The sequence below is a fragment of the Klenkia terrae genome, from assembly GCF_900491935.1.
Lineage (GTDB): Bacteria > Actinomycetota > Actinomycetes > Mycobacteriales > Geodermatophilaceae > Klenkia > Klenkia terrae.
Genome location: NZ_UEXK01000004.1, coordinates 2,731,506 through 2,750,345, shown reverse-complemented (window position 1 = coordinate 2,750,345; position 18,840 = coordinate 2,731,506). Strand labels below are relative to the sequence as shown.

Genomic DNA, 18,840 nt, shown 5'->3' with positions numbered 1-18,840 from the left:
GTTCAGCGCACGCAGTTCTGGTCGGCGTAGGCCTCGATGAAGCCGAAAGCGTCCCTGGCGCTGTCCTGCGCCCCCTGCGGGAGCTCGGAGGCGTCATCGCCGCCGCCCTGCAACGAGGTGATCAGTGCACCGCGGAGTGTCTCCGCGGCCTCCTCCACCCGATCCGAGGGGGCGACGTCGATCAGCGTGTCCAGCAGCGGCAGGCCGTCCTCGACGCCGTCGGCGTCGTCGAGCTGCTGGTAGACGGCGCAGAACTCCTCGACCGAACCGCCGCCGCAGCTGGTCAGCAGGAGGGGGACGCCGGCGAGCAGCACAGCGGTGCGCAGGGTGCGGGTGAGCACGGTCGACCTCGTCATGTCGGGAGCACGGATGTCCCCTCATCGGCGTCTGCGGCCTCGGTGCTGACTCGTGGACCAGCGCCCTCACCCTGGCGGGTGGCGTGGCTCAGCTGACGAGGTAGAGGTGCGGCTTCCCGTCGTCCCCGTCGGTCCCGGCGACCTCGGCCGCCGCCGGATGCAGGGCGACCAGTCGGGTCAGCAGCGGGATGAGCGACGCCGCGATCACCTCGGCGACCTCCTGGTGCACCTCGAGCGGCCGACCGATGGGGTCGGCGACGTCGTCCGCGGCGTCGGAGGGGCGCTTGGACCGTGCGGCGGCCATCTTCTTGACAAGGGACCGGCACCGCTCGGCGAGGTCGTCGCCGTCGAGCTGGACGTCGCGGCCGACCAGGGCGACGAGGTCGGCGGCCTCGCGCAGGGTGAAGGTGCGCTGGAGGGCGCGCGGGGCGGCCTTGAGCACCGACCGGCGGTGGCTGCGAGTCAGCGCGAGGGTCAGGTCGGCGTCGATGGCCATGTCGTCGAGCAGCTGCCGGGCGACGTGGCCGATGGGGTCGCCGCCGAACCCCTCGAGCACGGTGGCGCTGTCGGGGTGGACACCGGCACCCTGCACGGCGTGCGTGCCAGCGCTGACCACCTGTATGCGGTGGGCGTCGTCGCCGAGGGCCTCGTCGAGGAAGGCGCGGGCCATGCGCTCGGCCATCGCCGAGCGGCAGATGTTGCCGGTGCAGACGAACAGCACGGTGAACACCGGATTGGGAGACCAGTGCCGTGCCACCCGGTCAGTCTTCCCTACCGATGCGCCACCGCACAGTCGCAACGCGTAACGATGCGGAGCTGCCCCGGTCTGACCCGCGGTATCGACAACCAGGGCGCGGCTGGGTCGGCTGGTCTTCGGCGCTGCCGGGTCTGGGTCGTAGCCGTAGTTGTACGGCCGTACCCGTAGGCGGAGGTGACCTCGGCCTTGGGCGGCACGATGTTGAGGACGACGCCCAACGTCTTGGCCCCGACCCGCTCGAGCGTGGCATGCGCCCGGGCGAGCTGCTCCTTGGTGGTACTGCCGTCCGCAGGGACACGCCGACACCCCTGTTCCAGATGCCGGGTGAGCCTGCCGATGATCTGGAACGGGTGCGTTCTGCCACCCGTTCCACGCGACCAACGGGGTTCAGATGACACACATGCCGCCACCCGGCAGCGGACCACCAGCGGGGTCCCCCGGCTGGGCACCCCATGGGTGGGCCGAATCTGGACCGAACGGGTCGTGGTCACCGGCGCCGCCCGCGCAGAATTTCCCGCATCAGCGTCCTGTGCAGCAGGATCCCTGGCGCCAGACGCAGAGCCCCTTCCAGGCAGGAACAGTGCCTCCACGCGCTGCGGGCCAGCGGGTCACGTCGGGCACAGGCAGAGCTGTTGGCCTGGGTCTCGGACTGGGGGCCGGCGTGGTGATCCTGATGCTGATCATCCTTGCCGCTACCGGGACCTTCGCCCCCGACCCCACAGCCACTTCGGTTGCGGCCCCGCCGCCGACCGAGGCGATCGCCCCGCCCTCGAGTCACGCCGTCACCGTGTTGTTCACTCTGTCCGATTCGGATCTACGTCAGGACTGCGAAGGCGACGGGGGGTATGCCGACATCGGACCCGGAACGCCGGTTCGCCTCACCAACGAGTCAGGCGTGGTCCTGGGCGCCACCAGCTTGAGCGAGGGGGACTACTCCGGCGGCACGTGCACATGGACGTTGACCATCCCCGACGTCGGGGACGCACAGTTCTACTCGATTGAGGTCGGCGACCGGGGGCAGATCACGAACAGCTCTTCCGAGATGGAAGCGAGCGGGTGGTCGTTCTTCATCAGCCTCGGCTGACAGAGCTGCACGCCTGGTACATGCGGCGCGGTCAGCTGGTCTTGGGTGCAGCCGGGTCCGGGTCGTAGCCGTAGTTGTAGCCGTACCCGTAGGCGGAGGTGACCTCGGCCTTGGGCGGCACGATGTTGAGGACGACGCCCAGCGTCTTGGCGCCGACCCGCTCGAGCGTGGCGTGGGTTTGGGCGAGCTGCTCCTTGGTGGTGCTGCCGTACCGCAGCGACAACACGACGCCGTCGACGAGCACGGCCAGCCCGCTGGAGTCGGCGACCGGCAGCAGAGGCGGCGCGTCGAGCAGCACGAAGTCGTTCTTCTGCCGCAGGTCGTCGATGAGCGAGAACATGTGCGACGACGAGAGCAGCTCACTCGGGTTGGGCGGGGTGGGCCCGGCCGCGATGACCGAGAGACCGCCGTCGCCGTAGGGCTGGATGACGTCCTCTAGGCCGGCCGACCCGGTAAGGATGTTCGTCAGCCCAACGCCGCCGACCATGCCCAGGTAGCGGGTGACCCGGGGGCGGCGTAGGTCGGCCTCGATGACCGTGACGGTGCGGCCTGCCTCGGCCAGGGAGAGCGCCAGGTTGACCGCGAGGGTCGTCTTGCCCTCCGACGGCACGGCGCTCGACACCATGATGACCTTGGGCGGCTCGTCGACGTTGAGGAACTGCAGATTGGTGCGCAGCTGCCGGTAGCCCTCGGCGGTGCGACTCAGGCTGTTGCGCTCGATGGTGTGCTGGCTGGCCAAGTCGTCGTCGCGGAGGATGACGCCGATGACCGGCCCGCCGGCCAGCTCGGCCGCGTCCTCGGCGTCCTTGACCGTCCGGTCTAGGCGCACGCGGGCAATCGCGCCGGCAGCTCCGAGCAGCAAACCGACGAGCAGACCCAGGGCGACGTTGCGGAGCGTCTGCGGCGAGCTCGGCGCGGTCGGGAGGTCGGAGCGGTCGGTCACGGTCACCTTGACCGGCGACACGGCGTCGGCTCCGCTGGGAGTCTCGAGCTCCTCGACCATGGCGCTGAACTCAGTGCCGATTGACTCCGCGATCCGCTGCGCCTGCACCGCCGAGGGGTCTGTGACGGTGACGTTGAGCAGCACCGTGTCGGTCACCGCGGTCGCGGTGATGTGACCGGCAAGGGCGGATGGAGTCAGGTCGAGTTGCAGATCGTCGACGACGCGCGAAGCAAGCTCTTCCCCGGTCAGCAATTGGGCGTACGAGGTGACCCGCTGCTGGGAGAGCTGGCTGCCCTGGAACGCCTCGGCAGTCGTCACGGAGTCGGTGGCCGAGACGAACAGCTGGGTCTGCGAGCTGTAGAGCGGGGTCTGCAGGAGGCTCAGCCCGAGCGCGGCCAACGCCCCGACCAATGCACCGGCGACCACAAGCCACCAAGACGCCTTCAGCGCCTTCAGAACTTCCCTGAGTTCCACTACATCCCCGCTTCGTCGAACAGTCCGGCACCTCGTCGTGCTGTTCCAATGCAGCAGGACAGTAGGCGAGGACCTACACGAACACCTACGCCTCGGGCAACGGCGAACAGAGGCACAGGTCTGTCAGCCGGTGCGGACGGTGCCGGCGGCGAGCTGCTCCCGGTACCAGGCGACGGTGGCGGTGAGGCCTTCGTGCAGGCCGATCTGCGCGCGCCAGCCGAGGTCGTGGATGGTGGAGACGTCCAGCAGCTTGCGGGGGGTGCCGTCGGGCTTGGTGGTGTCGAAGACCAGTTCCCCGGTGTAGCCGACGGTGTCGGCGACGAGCTGGGCGAGCTCGGCGATGGGCAGGTCCTCCCCCACCCCGATGTTGACCGGCGCGCCGTCGTCGTAGTGCTCCAGCAGGTGCACGCACGCCCGCGCCAGGTCGCTCACGTGCAGGAACTCCCGGCGCGGGGTACCGGTGCCCCACACGGTGACGGTGGGGTCACCGTCGATGCNGTTTATTGTGACCGGCTCCGCGGACCCCGCGAGTCCACACGGGGAGTATGGTCAGCAGAGTCAGATGTGTGTAGGAGCCAGGGCCCCGCTCCCCCTACGGCGTGGCCAAGCTCTACGCCTACTGGGCCACCCGCAACTACCGCGAGGCCTACGACACCTACGCCGTCAACGGCATCCTCTTCAACCACGAGTCCCCCCGCCGCGGGGAGACCTTCGTGACCCGCAAGGTCACCCGCGCCGTGGCCCGCATCAAGGCCGGCCTCCAGGACAAGCTCTTCATGGGCAACCTGGACGCCGTCCGCGACTGGGGCTACGCCCCCGAATACGTCGAAGGCATGTGGCGGATGCTCCAAGCCTCCGAACCCACCGACTACGTCCTCGCCACCAACACCGCCTACTCGGTCAAGGACTTCGTGCGGCTGTCCTTCGAGCACGCCGGCCTCGACTGGGAGAACCACGTCGAGTACGACAAGCGCTACGAACGACCCAGCGAAGTCGACGCACTCGTCGGGGACTACACCAAGGCCAAGACCATCCTCGGCTGGGAACCCAAGGTCCACACCCCCGAACTCGTCCAGATCATGGTCGACGCCGACATCCAGGCCCTCGACGACCAGCTCTCCGGCAGATCAGTCCGCCTCGACTCATGAGCGCCAGTGACCAGCAAAAACTGCATCTCGGCGACGGTAGCGCAATTAGCCTCGCCCTATGGGGCGAGGAACGGGCTGTCAGCCAACTCGTCACGAGAGCAAGCACATCCGAACCGGCGCACGTACATTTCGTCAACGCATACACGCTAGCGCTCGCTGAGACCGATCCACGAATGCGAGCAGCACTCTCGGACTCGAACGCTATCTGCCTGCCTGACGGCAAGCCCCTATCTAAGCTTCTAGAAACACTGAGCGGCCATCGACAATTACAGACACGCGGCCCCTCAGTCTTCAAACAGGTCATCGCCCAGACCAGCGGTCGAACTTTGCGCCACTTCCTTCTCGGATCATCTCCCGCGGTGCTGGACGCCATCGAACGTCGCTTCAAGCAGGACGGATCGGCGACTAACGAGATTGTGGGCATCAGCAGCCCGCCGTTTCTACCGATATCCGCCTGGGACATCGAGTCCATCGCCGCACAGATTGAATCAGCCAATCCCGACATCATATGGCTCGGGCTAGGTACACCGAAGCAGGACCACTTAGCCCCGATTCTTGCCAAGCGATGCGACACCCTCGTCGCTTGCGTGGGCGCGGCATTCGACTTTTATGCAGAGCATAAGCGAGAAGCCCCGACGCGCATGACCCAGCTCGGCCTTGAGTGGCTATTCCGCTGGGCTCAAGAGCCGAGACGACTTACCAGGCGTTACACGACTGGCAACATTCGCTTCATTCGACTTGCAATCAGGAACATTCGGTGATCGACCGTCTAGTTCGCTCTATTTCGAGAAGGCTGTCCGTACGCGACAACGTTCACGTAGGTGCCAACTTTCATGTCGGGAGAAATTCCAGGATATGGGCGCCTAGGTCTTTGGTTATCGGCCGCGATACCTACGTCGGAAAGAACGTGACTGTAGAAGTAGACGGACATATTGGTCCAGGATGCCTGATTGCGAATAACGTTGGCATAGTTGGGCGCACCGACCACGACCACAACCAGGTCGGCACACACATACGACACTCAGACTGGGTCGGCGACAAGCCAGCTACCCTCAGCACGCCAGTTTCGATTGGACGCGACGTTTGGGTCGGCTTTGGATCAATTATTCTCTCCGGAGTCACCATCGGGGACCATTGCATCGTCGCTGCTGGCTCCGTCGTCACCCGGGACTTAGCAGAGAACTCGATAGCCGCGGGGAACCCCGCTCGAGTCGTTGGTTTCAGATTCGCTCCAGATAAACTAGTTCTGCACAAAGAGACGCTGAACCTACTGGAGAACGAACGCCGATGACACTTCGGGTTGCCATCATCCATCCCTGGTTTCCTCAGTATCGAGCGGGCTTGTTCCACAGGATGAAGCTCGACGCCAAAGCAAAGGGCATCGAACTCGATATCTTCCATGGCCCGCCACCCAAAGAGTGGCAAGACCGGAACGACTCAATCGTCAACGATGACGCCAGCCAACTTCCCACACTCTCATTTCGTGTTGGCAGGACGAGCATAACAAGTAAGGCTCTTGGGCCGCTCACTAGAAGAGGTCCTTACGATCTCATAGTGGCCGAGCAGGCAATCAGACATCTTGAACTTTACCGCCTCCTCCTGCGGCCCCACCGGACGCGGCTCGGCTTATGGGGACACGGTCGCACTTACACGGCGGATATCCCACAGCTGCAGGAACGCCTCAAGACGCGAATCACCAATGCTTGCGGATGGTTCTTCGGTTATACGCCGAACGGCGTCACATCGGTCGTTGAGGCAGGGTTCGATCCCGACCGTACGACCACGCTTTTCAACACGATAGACACAGACCGGCTTCGAATAGATCTCCGCCAAGTTACTACGGACGACAAGACCAATTACCGTCGGCGATACGGGACGCAGCCCATTCTCTTCCTCGGAGCACTGGACGAGAGCAAAAAGGTTCCGCTGCTGATCGAGTCATTCAAGACCGCCGCGAAGACCAACCCAGCCCTGTCTTTGGTCGTGGCTGGCGAAGGGCCGCTATTGTCTTACGTCCTGGACCAGAGCTCGCAGGCTACTGGAGTACATTACGCCGGGAGCCTCTCGGGGAAGGACAAGGCCATTGCGCTAGCAACATCATCGGCGCTTGCGGTGCCGGGCCGCGTAGGTCTTGTCGCAGTCGACGCGCTCGTCGCAGGCATACCGTTGGCCACCGTCCAAAGCGCCTATCACGCCCCGGAATTCGAGTACTTACGACCGGACGTCGACGTCTTCATCGGTTCAGCAACCGGGTCGGACTACGCGCAGGTGCTAACTCAGATCGCTCAGCGAGAACGGCGGGATCAAGCGGAGCCAGAATCGCCCGTGCTCCCATTGTTGACGGTGGCGGGTATGTCAGACCGATTTATCAAAGGCCTTATAGGCTGGGCTTATTCGGAAGACATCACGCAGAAATGAGCCAAGATGACGAGAAGCCGGCATACCCCATGGTCCACGCGATAATTGCCTGCCGAAACCGCAAGGAACTAACGGTGCGGACGGTGGTCGCCATCGCGGAGATCTTGGATCGACTATGCACGCACGGATCCATCACGGTTTTTGATGACGGATCCACCGATGGTACGTCTGCGGCAGTCCGAACAGCCCTGCCTTCGGTCCGTATAGTTACCGGCGACGGAGACAATTATTGGGCCGCTTCAATGGCCAAGGCGGAGCAACTCGTACTGGAGAGCTCAACCACCGGTCAACGCGACTTTATTCTTTGGCTGAATGACGACGTCGAGCTAGATCCGGTTGAAGCTCGATTAGCCATACTTTGCGCACAAAAAAACGATGGCATCCTGGTGGGGGCCACGGTCGGAGCCGATGGAAGCGTGACCTATTCCGGTTTGATTCCCCGACCGCGACGCCCACTGACGTTTTCCAGAGTTACCCCTAGTGGGGCGGAACAGCGGGTTGCAACGTTTAACGGAAACTTTGTTCTAGTTCCGGTCCACGACGCGAAAAAGCTTGGCGGAATTGACGGAGGATTCTCTCACGGCCTAGCCGATATTGACTATGGCCTGCGCGCCACGCGCGAAGGCGTGCGGATCGTTCTTTTCGGCACGCCGATAGGCGAATGCAGCCGCAATACCGTCACGCACCAACCCATTCGCTGTGCATGGCGGGACGCTCGAGGACCAAAGGGCGGCCTAAATCCCGCAAATCTCGATCGCTTCCTTGCTCGACATGCCGAGCGTTACACCCAGCGTTACTGGAAATTCGCTCTCCCCGCTAGTTGGCTCGCAAAGCGTCTTGCTCCAGCATTCACCCGGCGTTGATCGAGACCGTCCGAACTTGAATCCAGAATAGTGGACCAAATGCCTTCCAAGCCATCGTCCGTGTCGGTGCAAAAGCTCTCCGAGTTTCCCTTTCACCTTGGCTTTATGAATCCCGATACTTCGATTCGAACCGAAAGATTTGGCTCGCCGGACTCCGATATTCGAGTCTCTGTGGTCATGCCGGTCCACAATCAGGGGCCAATCATCGGCAAGGTGCTCGAACATTTACAGCTGTCCATGACTCTAGATTACGAACTGATACTCATTCTCGACGACTGCACTGATCGAACGCGGCAGGAAGTAGACGGCTGGCTCGACAAGGCATTGAGCCAAGCAATTCTCCACGAGATTGTTGTCGTGACCACCGACGTGGCCGTCTACGAGACAATCTCTGATTCAATCGGATTTCACTACGCATCTTCTTCCATCTATCTCGAAGTGCAAGCGGATATGATACTGAACGACCCAGGTTTTGATGCGCGACTGCGCGAAGCGCTCGACACCATGCCGGACCTCGTTGCCGTCAGCGGCCGTGGGGTTGACACGTTTGCTGCTTGTACGCCCATCGATAGGTTGCGGCAGAAACTGGCCCATGTGATTAGACGAGCGGCTTTTCGGCGAGGTATCGCTTACCGAGCGACACGGCTCGAGTTCTTCCTGTTCAAGGGAGTCGGACGACTAGGCCCAGCCATCGAGCTTGTTGACAGAACGGAGCCTCACACTGTCTGGGTTGGTCATACCGTCATGCGGGGACCATTAGCTCTTTCCGCTCCGAAGTTGGGCGACCTAGGCGGGTTAGACACGAGCCGCTTCTTCCTCGGCGATGACGACCACAACCTCTGCCGCCGCGCATGGGTCGAGCGCCGATGGAGGGCCGCCTACATGCCAGTTCGTTTCATCTCACCTCTAGACGCCGGGAGCACTCGCAAGAAGCGCGACCCGCGCCGCCAGATGCGTCACGTAGAACTCGACCGGGCGTATAGTGAGGCGCAGAAATCGGTTGATCTCTTGGATCTCGACATAGAGTGGCGGAAAAAACCCCCAAGACTGGAAACTCGCTCAACCTTCGGGAACGGCTAGTGGGATGCGCAGAAATTCGCTTCTCTATGCTGGCACGCTGGCATTCGGTCAACTAGCGACAGCTGCCGCGTTTGCTCTGGCTGCCAGACACACATCGCCTACTACTTTCGGAGTACTGGCGTCCGGGATCGCCATCGGGGCGGTCTTAGCTGGTCTCCTCGATTTCGGACAAAGCAACTATCTCATTCGCGAAGTTGCGAAGGGGGGGCTTCTTCGACGCGAGGCCACCGACCGCCTCATCGTGAAATTGGCCGCCGGCCTCCTCGGGTCGTGCGCTGCCGTGGCGGCCGCGCTAGTCTTTACGAACGGCGGTCACAACGTACTTACTATCGTTCTGGCTGGAACTATCACGCTGATGGGCGCCCTGACAGTGCAAGCTCTGCAGGTTGAGCTCCGAGCCCGTGGGCGGTTCTTTTCGGTGTCCGTGTGTTCGGTTCTAGGTCGCATGAGCCTTGTGAGCGTGGTTACCCTAGGGGTCCTTCTAGGGGCTCAAGGTCACAAGGCACTGCTGGCTGGGCTGCTGACCTCCGGAGCCGTTGAGGCTTTCTCACTGTTCATCGCAAGGAGGCCGGGCCCCTACACAGGTGTAACGGCGAGGATTCGGGCATTGCCTATGCGAGATGCCTGGGGTGGGTCCACTGCTTATGGTGTGTCAGGTCTTGCGAGCGCTGCACAACAACTCGACGTTGTCGTTCTCGCGGCCTTTGGTGGCACTGGGGCGGCTGGCGTCTACGCCGCTGTAGCCCGCTGGACGAGCCCGCTTATTCTTCCGTCCTCTGCTATTACTCAGGTGGCAACACCGACCTGCGCAGCGGCGGTCAATGTTAAAAGTGGTTTGGCGCAACTCCGCCCGTTCTGGATTTTGATCGTCGCGAGCGCCGCACCATGTCTAGTGCTTGCTGCCTTCTCCGATCGGTTCACCGAACTCCTCCTCGGTCCAGCGTTTGCACAATCCGCTTCAGTGCTTGCCCTGCTAGCGGTCGGCGTGATTCCGACAATATTTGCGCAACCGGTGAATATGTTGTTGCAAGTGCAGAATCGCGACGCATCTATAGCGGTTTGGAGCACCATAGCGACCCTTATTCGGCTTGCTGGTGCCGGAACCCTAGGGGCATTTCTTGGAGCTAACGGCGGAGCGATATCCGTTATCCTCCAGCAGGTAGTTCTGTGCGTCGCCATAGGATTCATTCTTCGCAGTGCTATCCGCCGGGGCGGAGAGGCGTGATTTTGCTTCTCACGGCTACTGTCCGTCCGCAAGGCGTTCCAGGTCTCACCCTTCTGGATGCCGAGTTACGGCTGCAGCAGTACCGTGATTCTTTGCGATTCTGGGCCGGTCTGCGCAGTAGCAAATTCGACCGGATCATTCTAGCCGAGAACAGCCTGTCCTATGAAGAATTATCTTCGTTGTTCTCCGACTTCAATGACGCTCGAATCTTATTGGTCTCGGTGGGGCCCCCAAGTGCGGACGCAGTGTCGCGCGGTAAAGGCGCGTGCGAGGCCGACCTTATCGCAAAGGCAATGAGGTCACCGGAACTCATCGAGTTGCAAGGTTTCGTCTGGAAATGCACCGGTCGATTGCGGGTGACCAACTTCGCAACGACCACATGCCGACTGTCGCAAGGACGGGTGATGACGTATGACATCCCCCGCGACCAGTCGAACTGGGCTGACAGTCGCCTCTTCGGGGCGCCCGTAGACGTGATGACACACTTCGCGGACTTGGCGGTCGTGTCTGTAAATGAGGAGCAGGGCACAGACCTTGAGTCCGTGCTTGCGAAATGGGCGGGCATCGCTGGCCCTGGAGGGACGGCGAATCTGCGCTGCAAGCCACGATTCAGCGGCCAGTCTGGAACCACTGGAACCCTCTACGCTGCAAGTCGACGCGACCGCTGGTTGCGGCAGCCCGCTGAGATTGCGTACCGTGCGCTAGTCCGCACCGGGATTGGGAGACGGTTATGCTAGGTCTCAGTGCAGCAGTTCTCGCTGGCGGAGTCTTTTGCTACATCTTCGGCGGGCTCGTTTCGGCGCATCCTAGAGCTGGCGTCGCACTGACTTCGGCCGTTGTCTTATCTTTATTTGATGTTCCTCGGTTGCCTGTGGTTTCAGTTAGTGGATTCTCAGTAGAGGTTCCCGATATTATTGGGGCGCTTCTCTTGTCCGCAGCGGTGTTCAACCGGAGCAAGCGCCAACCCGGGCGAGAGCATCTGGGCACGGCACTCCTAGCCATTTCAACTCTCACACTGATTGGCATATTGCGAGGCGTCGAAGAATACGGCATTGGTCCGACCATCGTCGAGGCTCGGCTGATATTGTTGCCACTCACTGCCGTCGCCTGGGCTTCGTCGGTCGGGCGCAGCTGGGAGATTGAGAACGCGGTCTTTCGGAGTTCGCTTGTCTACCTGGGATTTGGGTTAGTCGTCGTTGCCCTTTACCACTCGGTTAGATTTGGCGTAGGCACATCCTCTAGCCGGTTCATCACGATCGATGGAGTCGAGCAGTCCTCCAGGGTGTTAACCCAGATCCAGGCTCTCATGTTATTGCTAGGGGCACTTGTTGCTGTCGAGCGCTGGATCTCTGGACGAGGGAGAATCTGGTTCTGGGTTGCAGCGCTATTTTTGCTATCGATAGTAATCTCCCAACAGAGATCCGTCTGGCTTGCATCTGTTGCCGCCCTGGTTGTTGCCTACGCATGTTCAGACAGAAGCCGCAGGGGTCGTTTCAACTTGGCCTTTGCCCTAGCCGCTGTTGCGGGACTCGTTGGTCTCGCGGCCGTCCCGGCTGCATTCGCTGGGATCCTTGGTTCAGGGGAGGACACTGCGACATACGACTCACGCTCTTACGGCTGGGGTCAGCTTCTTCAGCTCTTCTGGGATTCGGGGTGGACCAGCAGGCTATTCGGTCTCCCGTTCGGTGCCGGGTTCGACCGTCTTGACACTAATGGTCTTCTCGTATCATTCTCGCCTCACAATTGGTACCTGTTAATCCTGCTCCGCCTGGGTTTGATCGGGCTCGCTGCGTTCATCTACTTGATATTCTCATCGATGAGATCCGTGTTGCGGCGGCCTGATCGTCGGATCGGTGCCCCAGTTGCTGCTGCGGTACTGGTGTTCTGCTGGACGTATGGATTGTCATGGGTCTTAGCGATCTTCCTGGCCCGGAGCGTGACGGGATTTGAGCCGGCGGATCGAGGTGCGGCGGAGATGGAGCCTCGCAAGATGGAGAAGATGTGAAGGTCTTGCACCTGCTTGGAGCATTGAGGCCCAGCGGGATGGAACGAATGCTCGTATCTGCGGCCAAGCACTTTGAATCGGCGAAAGTTGATTCTTTCGTGTTGGGACGGCACGACCCGAGCGAATTTGGGTTGACCTTAGCCGATGTAGGATACAACGTGAGTTACTTACGCACGGGCAGGTGGGGGGACCTTAAAGACATCCGTACTGCAATTCGCGAAATAGATCCCGACATCGTCCACATCCATACCGAGGGTTTTTATCTACCGACGGTCATTGCAGTGCGAATGGCGGCGGGTAGAAGGCGCACAGTGCTGCGCACCGTTCATAACATCTTCACTCCGATGGGCATTGGTCGGCTGCAACGCCGTGTACAAATTGCTGCCACCAGCCGTCTGGTCGATGCCGTCTCCGCACCCTCAATCGATGTTCAAGAGAACGAAGCCGACCAGGGAAGACATTGTCGTGTCATATCGAATTGGGTGGCTGACGATTTTGTCCGGCATTCAGCGAGGGGTCTCGTAACGCCGGGCCGTCCACCCACGATGGCTATCGTGGGGAATTGCTCATCGATCAAGAATCATGCTTTGGCCATCCGCGTGGCCGGTGAACTTGGTCACAGAATTATTCACCTCGGCGACGAGAGCGGCATTGACGAGGAAGAGACGCAACTTCTAGATGAACTAGCGAAGGCTGGCAGGGTGGATTTTCGAGGCGTCGGAGATCCTCGCCTATGGCTGGGTATGGCTGACTACTTCGCGATGCCCAGCCAAAGAGAGGGAATGCCCGTCGCTCTGGCCGAGGCCCTCCAGGTGGGGCTCCGGTGTGTTGTGGCCAATCGGCCTGGTTTCGCCTGGTCAGTAGTCGATAATCGCGTTCAGCAATCGGCATTGTGCGACAAACAATGGCGGGCTTCGGTCCTGTCCGTGCTTGGTGCGGGCAAGGCCGAATCGCAAGAGCTGGACTACTCCGCCGCAAGTAACGTTGGTGCGCTTATAAGTTGGTACAGGGAGCACTGTCCGCCCTTTTAGGGCAACTCAGGCCGCCCACGAAGGCCCGAGATGACGTGTGACAGGAGTCCTGATTCATGAAGCGGCGCTGCAACGGTAGGACTCAGGCGACGGCGGAGGCGGCGAAGGGCACCCCGGTCCACACGTCCTCATCACCTGCTCGGAATGCGGGGAGAATCAACGCGCGGAGGAGGCCGGAGACGTCACGGAACAGCGCTTCCGACAGTGGCCCGACCACCCGGAGATCCGCCAGCAGATCCGGTAGGTCGTCCGCTCCTGCTGCCACCGATCGGAATCGCCGAGCGCCGGCCAGTGCGGCGACCACGGCGCGGAAGTGCCCGTCGGCATCGGCCGACATTGGCCCCACCACCTGAGGCAACCCGCGGAGCAACACCGCCGCCTCCTGCAACGTAAACGTGCTCCGCAGGCCACGAGGATTCAGCGCCAACACCGCGTCCCGCTGTATCCCCCCCATCGTCAGGGTCAGGTCTGCGCCACCCAGGACTGCCGGGCTCATCCACCGCGCTCGGTGCTCGCTTGCGTCGATGCCACGCTCGGCCAACACCTGTTGGGCGACCGCGGGCATTGGTGCGCCAACCTCGGCACGGACACCGACGCTGAAGACTTGGACTCTCTCCCGGTCGGGGTCCCACTCGCTCAGCAGTCTCCGCGATATGAGCTCTGCCATCGCGGAGCCCCACACGTTGGTCGTGCAGACGAAGACGATGCGCATGGCCATGACGTTAGGGACCGTTCAGTCACGGAGATGAGCGACGCGCTCACTCACGGTGGACAGACCTGGCAGTGCTGACTAGGCAGCAGTCGACAGTTCGGGGCGGCGCACCGGCGTGCCGCGCAGGCCGACGACGGCCGCGACCACTCCCCCGGCGTTGCCTGCCAGCAGGCCGGCCACGGCCGTGACCACGAGGTCGGCCCCGGTCGAGCCCAGCACCAGACCGACGCTCAGGGCGACGGCGAGCCCGGTCAGCAGGCCGATCGCCAGCAGCCACCAGCCGCGCCGCAAGATCTGCTGCGCTTCTGCGCCCATCGTTGGCACCCCTCACCACACCGTGCCGGTGGGAAGTCGACCGGCGAGCAGGACCGTAGCGTGATCAGCCCGCTACGAGCGGCGATTGGTGCAGGTGTCGCCCACCCTCAGCCCCGGCCGCCCCACGGGCCCCAGGGGGCTGTCAGCTGGAGCGCGCAGTGTCCACCAGCGGGGCGATGAGGTCGCCCAGGTAGGAGTGGCCGGCGTCCAGCAGCGAGATGCCGTCGGCGGGAGACACCAGGCCGGCGGGGGCGGCGAACCAGCCTCGCGTCAGCGGGTCGACGTACGTGGCGCCCGCGGCCTGCGCCGCCGCCTGCACCGCGGTCGAGACCGCGGTCAGCTCTGCCGGGGCGGCCGCGCTGCTCCAGCAGGGGCCGATCACCAGCAACCGGGTGCTGGGGTCGGCGGCCAGGATGGCCGCGAAGGTCGCGCTGGCCGCCGCCTGCACCTCGGCGGGGTCTGCGGCCACGTCGTTCCGGCTGCCGAACACCACCGTGACCGATGCATCCGCCGGCGGCTGTGCCTGTACCAGCTGCGGGTAGGTCTGACCGGTCGATCCCGGACGCACGTACCCGGCCAACGTCGCGGCGCTCAGCTGCAGCTGCATGTCCAGCTGCTGGGCCACGAGAGCGGGCCAGCCGGCCGCACCGGTGCCGCCCTCGGAGTTGCCCGACGAGTACCCGTCCCCGTACACGGCCAGCACACCGGGGTCACCGGTCGTCTCCGGCGCCGACGAGCCCGGAGCGGACGACCTCGTACCGGTGGCCGGGGCCGTCGTCCGCGGGCTCGTCGTCCCGGTGGTCGCGGCGGCGACCGACCTCGTCGGCCCCGGCTCGGAGTTCTGCCGCTGCACCAGCAGCAGGACGAGCCCGACGTTGGCCAGCAGCAGGACCACGATCGCGATCAGACCCCACCGCGGAGGGCGCTCGAAGGCCATCACGCGACCAGGCTAGAGAGCGCAACGGGCCCCACCTACCGCCGTCGGCGGTTCGTCACCGGCAGCAACCGCAGGGCCACCGGTCCTGCCCTCACCCGGGTACCCCGCCGACCTCCCGGGAGTCCCAGCGGCGGCGAGGCACGTTGACCCGGGGCCGCACCGTCCCGACAATCGCCGGGTCGCTGGGCACCTCGGCCGGGCGGTCCCACCACTCGGGGAGCCACCATGACCTACGCCGACCACACCCCACCGCCGGGCTACGTCGCCACAGCCCCGGCCGCAGGCGCCCCCGAGACGCGGATGCCGGGCATCGGGGCTGCGGCCGCCGTCCTCGGGTTCGTCGAGGCCGGCCTGGCACTGGGCGTCGTCGCCTACGTGCTGGTCATGCTGGCCTCGTTCGGCGGTGTCGGCTCGGACATCGCCGGCGCCGTCGTCGTCCTGGTCGGCAGCATCGTGCTCAGCGGCCTCCTGCTGCTGGGCAGCCTGTTCCTGGTGCGCCGGAGCGGCCGCAGGCTGCTCGTCGGCGCCACCATCGCCGAGGGGGTCCTGGTGCTTGGCCTCGGCATCTGGGCGCTGGCCGACAGCTCGACCATGGCCGTCTCCTACGCCGACTATCCCTACGACGACTACGGGTACAGCTCGACGTCCTCCGGCCCGGGAGCTGCCGTCGTCGTGGCGCTGCTGACCGTCCTCATGGTGGCGCTCGCGCTGCCCGTTGTCCGCCTCGCGCTCGTTGCGCAGCCCGCCGTCGGCAGCTGGCTGCGGACCCGTCCGCCGGCCGCGCCGGTCTGGTCGGCCGAGACCCAGCAGTGGACCGCGCCCCGTTCCGGCAGCGGCGTCGTGCTTGCGTTGCTGGCGCCAGTTGCGCTGCTGCTGGTCGCCACCATCGTCGTGCTGTCGACCGCTGAGGACTCCGTCGACTACGGCATCGCCGACGGCGCGGCCGGGGTGTACGGCACCGACTCGGAGTGGTCCTACCTCTACGACGGCGGCGACCCGGTCGCACCGCCCACCAGCGACGACCCCGAGTTCGAGGCGCGCTACGACGACGACGCCCAGGACTGCTTCGGCGGCGACCTCGGCGCCTGCGACGACCTGTACAGCGAGACCGAGGTCGGCAGCCTGTACGAGTGGCTGGGCAGCACCTGCGGTGGCCGGGAGGAGTTCGAGACCTACGGGAGCTGCGAGTAGCCGCTCTACCCCGGCGACTCACGCGCGGGCGTAACCACAGCTCAGTCGTTGCGGATGCGCCCCGAGCTGGTCAGCGCTGGCCATAGGCGGTTTTGCTCTGCAGCCCCCCTCGGCTCAGGTAGCGGCTCGTCCCTTGCTAATCTGGCCTGACGGATCCGCGACTGTCCTCCGTCACCCCGAGCAAGCCTGCGGCGACCAGAAGTGGGCACTACCTGTCCCCGCGTGGCACATGGTCTCAGCGTCAGTTGATAGTTACCGTGGGTAAGTGCCGTGGTGGTCTGGGTGTTCGCGTGGATGGCCTTGGCGGTGAGCCTGGCCGTCATCGTCAGCGCCGCCATCCACCTCGCTGAACGTCGCCGGCACGTCGAGCAGCCGAAGCCTGACCACGACCGTGAGCCACCCGCGGCGGCGGTGCTGTAGCTGGCAGCGACTAGCGGGTCACGCAGGCTCCAGCACCAGGCTGGCGGCCAGCAGGGTGCCGGGGCCGGGCGCGATCGTGTAGGCCTGGGTGCCGGTGAGGCCGGGGTGGCGCGGACCTCGTCGGCGATGACGGAGCCGGCGACGGCGGCGTTGGCGTTGCGGCGGGTGGTCATGCCGGCCGGGAAGCCGGCGGACGTGCCGCCGGCGCTGGTGTGGATCCCGAAGGCCACCAGCAGCGGGTTGGCCGCTGCCCGTTGACGTACACCGACCAGCGGAACTGGCGCGTCAGGAGCACCGTCCCGCGCTCGACGTCGTAGGGCAGCACCGCCTCCGCCGTCCCCGCGGTCGTAGGTGTCCCGTAACCGGGGTGCTGCAGCTGCCGTCGGCCCGCCGCTGGTCGAACCCCGTCCTCCGCAGCACGTGGCAGCCCGCGCACAGCAGCTCCACGTTGCGGACCACGACGTAGGGTTTGAGGTCGAGATCACGCCCAGTCGGGTGCAGCCCGGAGCGCCCACGGGCATCGGAGACATCGGCGCCGGACTGGTCCTGGGGAGTCACGGCCGGCAGCCAAGGGCGGCTCCGGGCTGCGCTGATTCGGGGAACCTAGGCTCGACGGGTTCGTGTACACCGTCCGCGTGGCTCGTCGGGGCCATCGCCCGGAGTCCTGGCAGCCGTCCGCAGACCCACCTGGAGGACCTCGTGCCCGTAGCAGTCTTCGGCACCGCCCAGTTCGCCGACGTGCCCCGCGATGCCCCGCAGCACCTGCTCCAGGTCGCGTGGGACGCCGGCTTCCGCCGCTTCGACACCGCCCCCCTGTACGCCTTCGGGCAGGCCGAGGAGGTCCTCGGCCGGTTCCTCGCCGGCCGGGACGACGTGCAGGGCGTGACCACCAAGGTGGGCCTGGCGCCGCAGCCCGACCGCCCGCTCCGCCGCCGGGTCGTCGGGGTGGCCAAGGCCGCCCTGCCCGCACCGCTGCTGGCCCGTGCGAAGGGCGTGCTGCGGCCGGCGCCTGGCCAATCCGCTCCGCGGGAGATGGCCAGCGGGCGGTTCGGGGTCACCGAGGTCCGTTCGTCGGTGGAGACCTCGCTGCGCCGACTGGGCGGCCGGGTCGACCGGCTGCTGCTGCACGAGGTGCGCCCGCACGACGTCACCACCGAACTGCTGGACCTGCTCGCAGGCGTCGTCGAGCGCGGGGACGTCGGCAGCGTCGGTGTCGCCACCCAGAACCACGACACCCTCGGCGCCCTGGCGGCCGGGGGCGAGCTGTTCACCGCCGCCAACACCGCCGTCGGGCCGTTGCACACCCCCGTCGCCCTGCCCGACCACGTCGTGGCCCGGACCGGGCACGGACTCCTCGGCGGCGGTGGCGAGCACCTGCGCCGCCTGCAGGCGGTCCTGGCCGACGACCCGACCCGCGCGCAGCGCTGGCAGGAGGTCACCCGGGACACCGAATTCGCCGGGCCCCGGGGGCTCGGCCACGCCCTGCTCGCCCGCGGCGCCGAACTCGACGTCACCGAGGTGATCGTGGGCAGCACCACCGAGCGCAACGTGGCCCCGGCGTTCGCCTTCGCCCACAGGGACGACGTCCTGCCGGAGCCGGTGTCAGCGGCGCTGGCCGACCTCGTGCAGGTCGTGCGTGCGTTGCCGTCGACCGACTGAGCCGGTCAGGCCTCGCTGGGCAGGGCGGCCGACCAGTCAGTCGGCACGGTCAACGCGTCCTCCAGTGCTACGGAGTCCTCGGCGCGCCGACCGAACCACATCCCGGTCGCCACCGCCACCACCGGAGCCGAGGCCAACCACCCGACGACACCGCCCACCACCCACCAGGTCACGCCGTATGGATACGGCACCGGTGTCACTGTGTAAAGCACCAGCCACGGT

The 18,840-nt window shown here is 64.7% G+C and carries 21 protein-coding genes and 1 pseudogene; 14 read left to right on the top strand and 8 right to left on the bottom strand.

Annotated features, from left to right (window positions below; all coding sequences use genetic code 11):
* Positions 1–2: 2 nt before the first annotated feature.
* Entirely contained in the window at positions 3–356 is a 354-nt protein-coding gene (locus tag LFA75_RS13825) for a hypothetical protein (protein ID WP_225234206.1), read from the bottom strand.
* Positions 357–444: 88 nt separating this feature from the next.
* Entirely contained in the window at positions 445–1,086 is a 642-nt protein-coding gene (locus LFA75_RS13820) for an arsenate reductase/protein-tyrosine-phosphatase family protein (protein WP_225234205.1), read from the bottom strand.
* Between the two features lie 688 nt (positions 1,087–1,774).
* On the opposite strand from LFA75_RS13820, the gene LFA75_RS13815 reads away from it, so the two are divergent.
* Positions 1,775–2,197 (top strand): hypothetical protein, encoded by a 423-nt coding sequence (locus tag LFA75_RS13815; protein WP_225234204.1) that lies wholly within the window; start codon positions 1,775–1,777, stop codon positions 2,195–2,197.
* Between the two features lie 31 nt (positions 2,198–2,228).
* Here LFA75_RS13815 and LFA75_RS13810 read toward each other — a convergent pair whose 3' ends face one another.
* Positions 2,229–3,614, bottom strand: coding sequence for a polysaccharide biosynthesis tyrosine autokinase (locus LFA75_RS13810; RefSeq protein ID WP_225234203.1), 1,386 nt, complete (start codon positions 3,612–3,614; stop codon positions 2,229–2,231).
* A gap of 123 nt (positions 3,615–3,737) precedes the next feature.
* On the bottom strand, positions 3,738–4,109 hold the full coding sequence (locus LFA75_RS13805) for an NAD-dependent epimerase/dehydratase family protein (protein WP_225236062.1): 372 nt from the start codon (positions 4,107–4,109) through the stop codon (positions 3,738–3,740).
* A gap of 95 nt (positions 4,110–4,204) precedes the next feature.
* Between LFA75_RS13805 and LFA75_RS13800 the strand changes: the two are divergent.
* The 9 genes and pseudogenes from LFA75_RS13800 to LFA75_RS13760 all read left to right on the top strand — a co-directional run.
* A pseudogene (locus LFA75_RS13800) lies at positions 4,205–4,762 on the top strand (GDP-mannose 4,6-dehydratase); the annotation flags it as partial.
* A complete protein-coding gene (locus tag LFA75_RS13795; protein WP_225234201.1) occupies positions 4,759–5,523 on the top strand; it encodes a WecB/TagA/CpsF family glycosyltransferase in 765 nt (254 codons plus the stop codon). The pseudogene LFA75_RS13800 and the gene LFA75_RS13795, both read left to right, overlap by 4 nt.
* Positions 5,424–6,053, top strand: a complete 630-nt coding sequence (locus LFA75_RS24015; protein WP_318250000.1) for an acyltransferase — start codon at positions 5,424–5,426, stop codon at positions 6,051–6,053. Before LFA75_RS13795 ends, LFA75_RS24015 begins: the two co-directional genes overlap by 100 nt.
* 62 nt (positions 6,054–6,115) lie before the next feature.
* Complete coding sequence (locus LFA75_RS13785) at positions 6,116–7,180, top strand: glycosyltransferase (RefSeq protein ID WP_225234200.1); 1,065 nt, start codon at positions 6,116–6,118, stop codon at positions 7,178–7,180.
* Positions 7,177–8,043 (top strand): glycosyltransferase family 2 protein, encoded by an 867-nt coding sequence (locus LFA75_RS13780; protein ID WP_318249999.1) that lies wholly within the window; start codon positions 7,177–7,179, stop codon positions 8,041–8,043. Before LFA75_RS13785 ends, LFA75_RS13780 begins: the two co-directional genes overlap by 4 nt.
* Positions 8,044–8,109: 66 nt before the next feature.
* A complete protein-coding gene (locus LFA75_RS13775; protein WP_225234199.1) occupies positions 8,110–9,123 on the top strand; it encodes a glycosyltransferase family A protein in 1,014 nt (337 codons plus the stop codon).
* 4 nt (positions 9,124–9,127) lie between these two features.
* On the top strand, positions 9,128–10,348 hold the full coding sequence (locus LFA75_RS13770) for a lipopolysaccharide biosynthesis protein (protein WP_225234198.1): 1,221 nt from the start codon (positions 9,128–9,130) through the stop codon (positions 10,346–10,348).
* A 928-nt stretch (positions 10,349–11,276) separates the two neighbouring features.
* Entirely contained in the window at positions 11,277–12,353 is a 1,077-nt protein-coding gene (locus tag LFA75_RS13765) for an O-antigen ligase family protein (protein ID WP_225234197.1), read from the top strand.
* Positions 12,350–13,384 (top strand): glycosyltransferase, encoded by a 1,035-nt coding sequence (locus LFA75_RS13760; protein WP_225234196.1) that lies wholly within the window; start codon positions 12,350–12,352, stop codon positions 13,382–13,384. Before LFA75_RS13765 ends, LFA75_RS13760 begins: the two co-directional genes overlap by 4 nt.
* 82 nt (positions 13,385–13,466) lie before the next feature.
* On the opposite strand, the gene LFA75_RS13755 is transcribed toward LFA75_RS13760, so the two are convergent.
* The 3 genes from LFA75_RS13755 to LFA75_RS13745 form a co-directional block, all read right to left on the bottom strand.
* A complete protein-coding gene (locus tag LFA75_RS13755; protein WP_225234195.1) occupies positions 13,467–14,096 on the bottom strand; it encodes an arsenate reductase/protein-tyrosine-phosphatase family protein in 630 nt (209 codons plus the stop codon).
* A 78-nt stretch (positions 14,097–14,174) separates the two neighbouring features.
* Positions 14,175–14,411: a hypothetical protein gene (locus LFA75_RS13750; protein WP_225234194.1), complete on the bottom strand. Its 237-nt coding sequence runs from the start codon at positions 14,409–14,411 to the stop codon at positions 14,175–14,177.
* Between the two features lie 142 nt (positions 14,412–14,553).
* Positions 14,554–15,348, bottom strand: a complete 795-nt coding sequence (locus LFA75_RS13745) for a GDSL-type esterase/lipase family protein (RefSeq protein WP_225236060.1) — start codon at positions 15,346–15,348, stop codon at positions 14,554–14,556.
* Positions 15,349–15,573: 225 nt separating this feature from the next.
* Here LFA75_RS13745 and LFA75_RS13740 point away from each other — a divergent pair, with 225 nt between their 5' ends.
* The 4 genes from LFA75_RS13740 to LFA75_RS13730 all read left to right on the top strand — a co-directional run bounded on the left by LFA75_RS13740 (position 15,574) and on the right by LFA75_RS13730 (position 18,618).
* Positions 15,574–16,539, top strand: a complete 966-nt coding sequence (locus LFA75_RS13740; RefSeq protein WP_225234193.1) for a hypothetical protein — start codon at positions 15,574–15,576, stop codon at positions 16,537–16,539.
* Positions 16,540–16,812: 273 nt separating this feature from the next.
* On the top strand, positions 16,813–16,959 hold the full coding sequence (locus LFA75_RS13735) for a hypothetical protein (protein ID WP_225234192.1): 147 nt from the start codon (positions 16,813–16,815) through the stop codon (positions 16,957–16,959).
* 126 nt (positions 16,960–17,085) lie between these two features.
* The gene (locus LFA75_RS23860; RefSeq protein ID WP_263639378.1) at positions 17,086–17,217 is read left to right on the top strand and encodes a hypothetical protein; all 132 of its coding nucleotides are present in this window, start codon (positions 17,086–17,088) and stop codon (positions 17,215–17,217) included.
* Between the two features lie 441 nt (positions 17,218–17,658).
* Complete coding sequence (locus LFA75_RS13730) at positions 17,659–18,618, top strand: aldo/keto reductase (RefSeq protein ID WP_225234191.1); 960 nt, start codon at positions 17,659–17,661, stop codon at positions 18,616–18,618.
* A gap of 5 nt (positions 18,619–18,623) precedes the next feature.
* Here the strand turns inward: LFA75_RS13730 and LFA75_RS13725 are convergent, their stop codons facing one another.
* The gene (locus tag LFA75_RS13725; protein ID WP_225234190.1) at positions 18,624–18,809 is read right to left on the bottom strand and encodes a hypothetical protein; all 186 of its coding nucleotides are present in this window, start codon (positions 18,807–18,809) and stop codon (positions 18,624–18,626) included.
* Positions 18,810–18,840 lie beyond the last annotated feature (31 nt).

Excerpts from the sequence above, each read along its gene's own strand:
- LFA75_RS13825 (WP_225234206.1), bottom strand. The coding sequence starts at position 356 with ATGACGAGGTCGACCGTGCTCACCCGCACCCTGCGCACCGCTGTGCTG.
- LFA75_RS13795 (WP_225234201.1), top strand. The coding sequence starts at position 4,759 with ATGAGCGCCAGTGACCAGCAAAAACTGCATCTCGGCGACGGTAGCGCA.
- LFA75_RS13785 (WP_225234200.1), top strand. The coding sequence starts at position 6,116 with ATGAAGCTCGACGCCAAAGCAAAGGGCATCGAACTCGATATCTTCCAT.
- LFA75_RS13780 (WP_318249999.1), top strand. The coding sequence starts at position 7,177 with ATGAGCCAAGATGACGAGAAGCCGGCATACCCCATGGTCCACGCGATA.
- LFA75_RS13770 (WP_225234198.1), top strand. The coding sequence starts at position 9,128 with ATGCGCAGAAATTCGCTTCTCTATGCTGGCACGCTGGCATTCGGTCAA.
- LFA75_RS13755 (WP_225234195.1), bottom strand. The coding sequence starts at position 14,096 with ATGCGCATCGTCTTCGTCTGCACGACCAACGTGTGGGGCTCCGCGATG.
- LFA75_RS13750 (WP_225234194.1), bottom strand. The coding sequence starts at position 14,411 with ATGGGCGCAGAAGCGCAGCAGATCTTGCGGCGCGGCTGGTGGCTGCTG.
- LFA75_RS13745 (WP_225236060.1), bottom strand. The coding sequence starts at position 15,348 with ATGGCCTTCGAGCGCCCTCCGCGGTGGGGTCTGATCGCGATCGTGGTC.
- LFA75_RS13740 (WP_225234193.1), top strand. The coding sequence starts at position 15,574 with ATGACCTACGCCGACCACACCCCACCGCCGGGCTACGTCGCCACAGCC.
- LFA75_RS23860 (WP_263639378.1), top strand. The coding sequence starts at position 17,086 with ATGACGGAGCCGGCGACGGCGGCGTTGGCGTTGCGGCGGGTGGTCATG.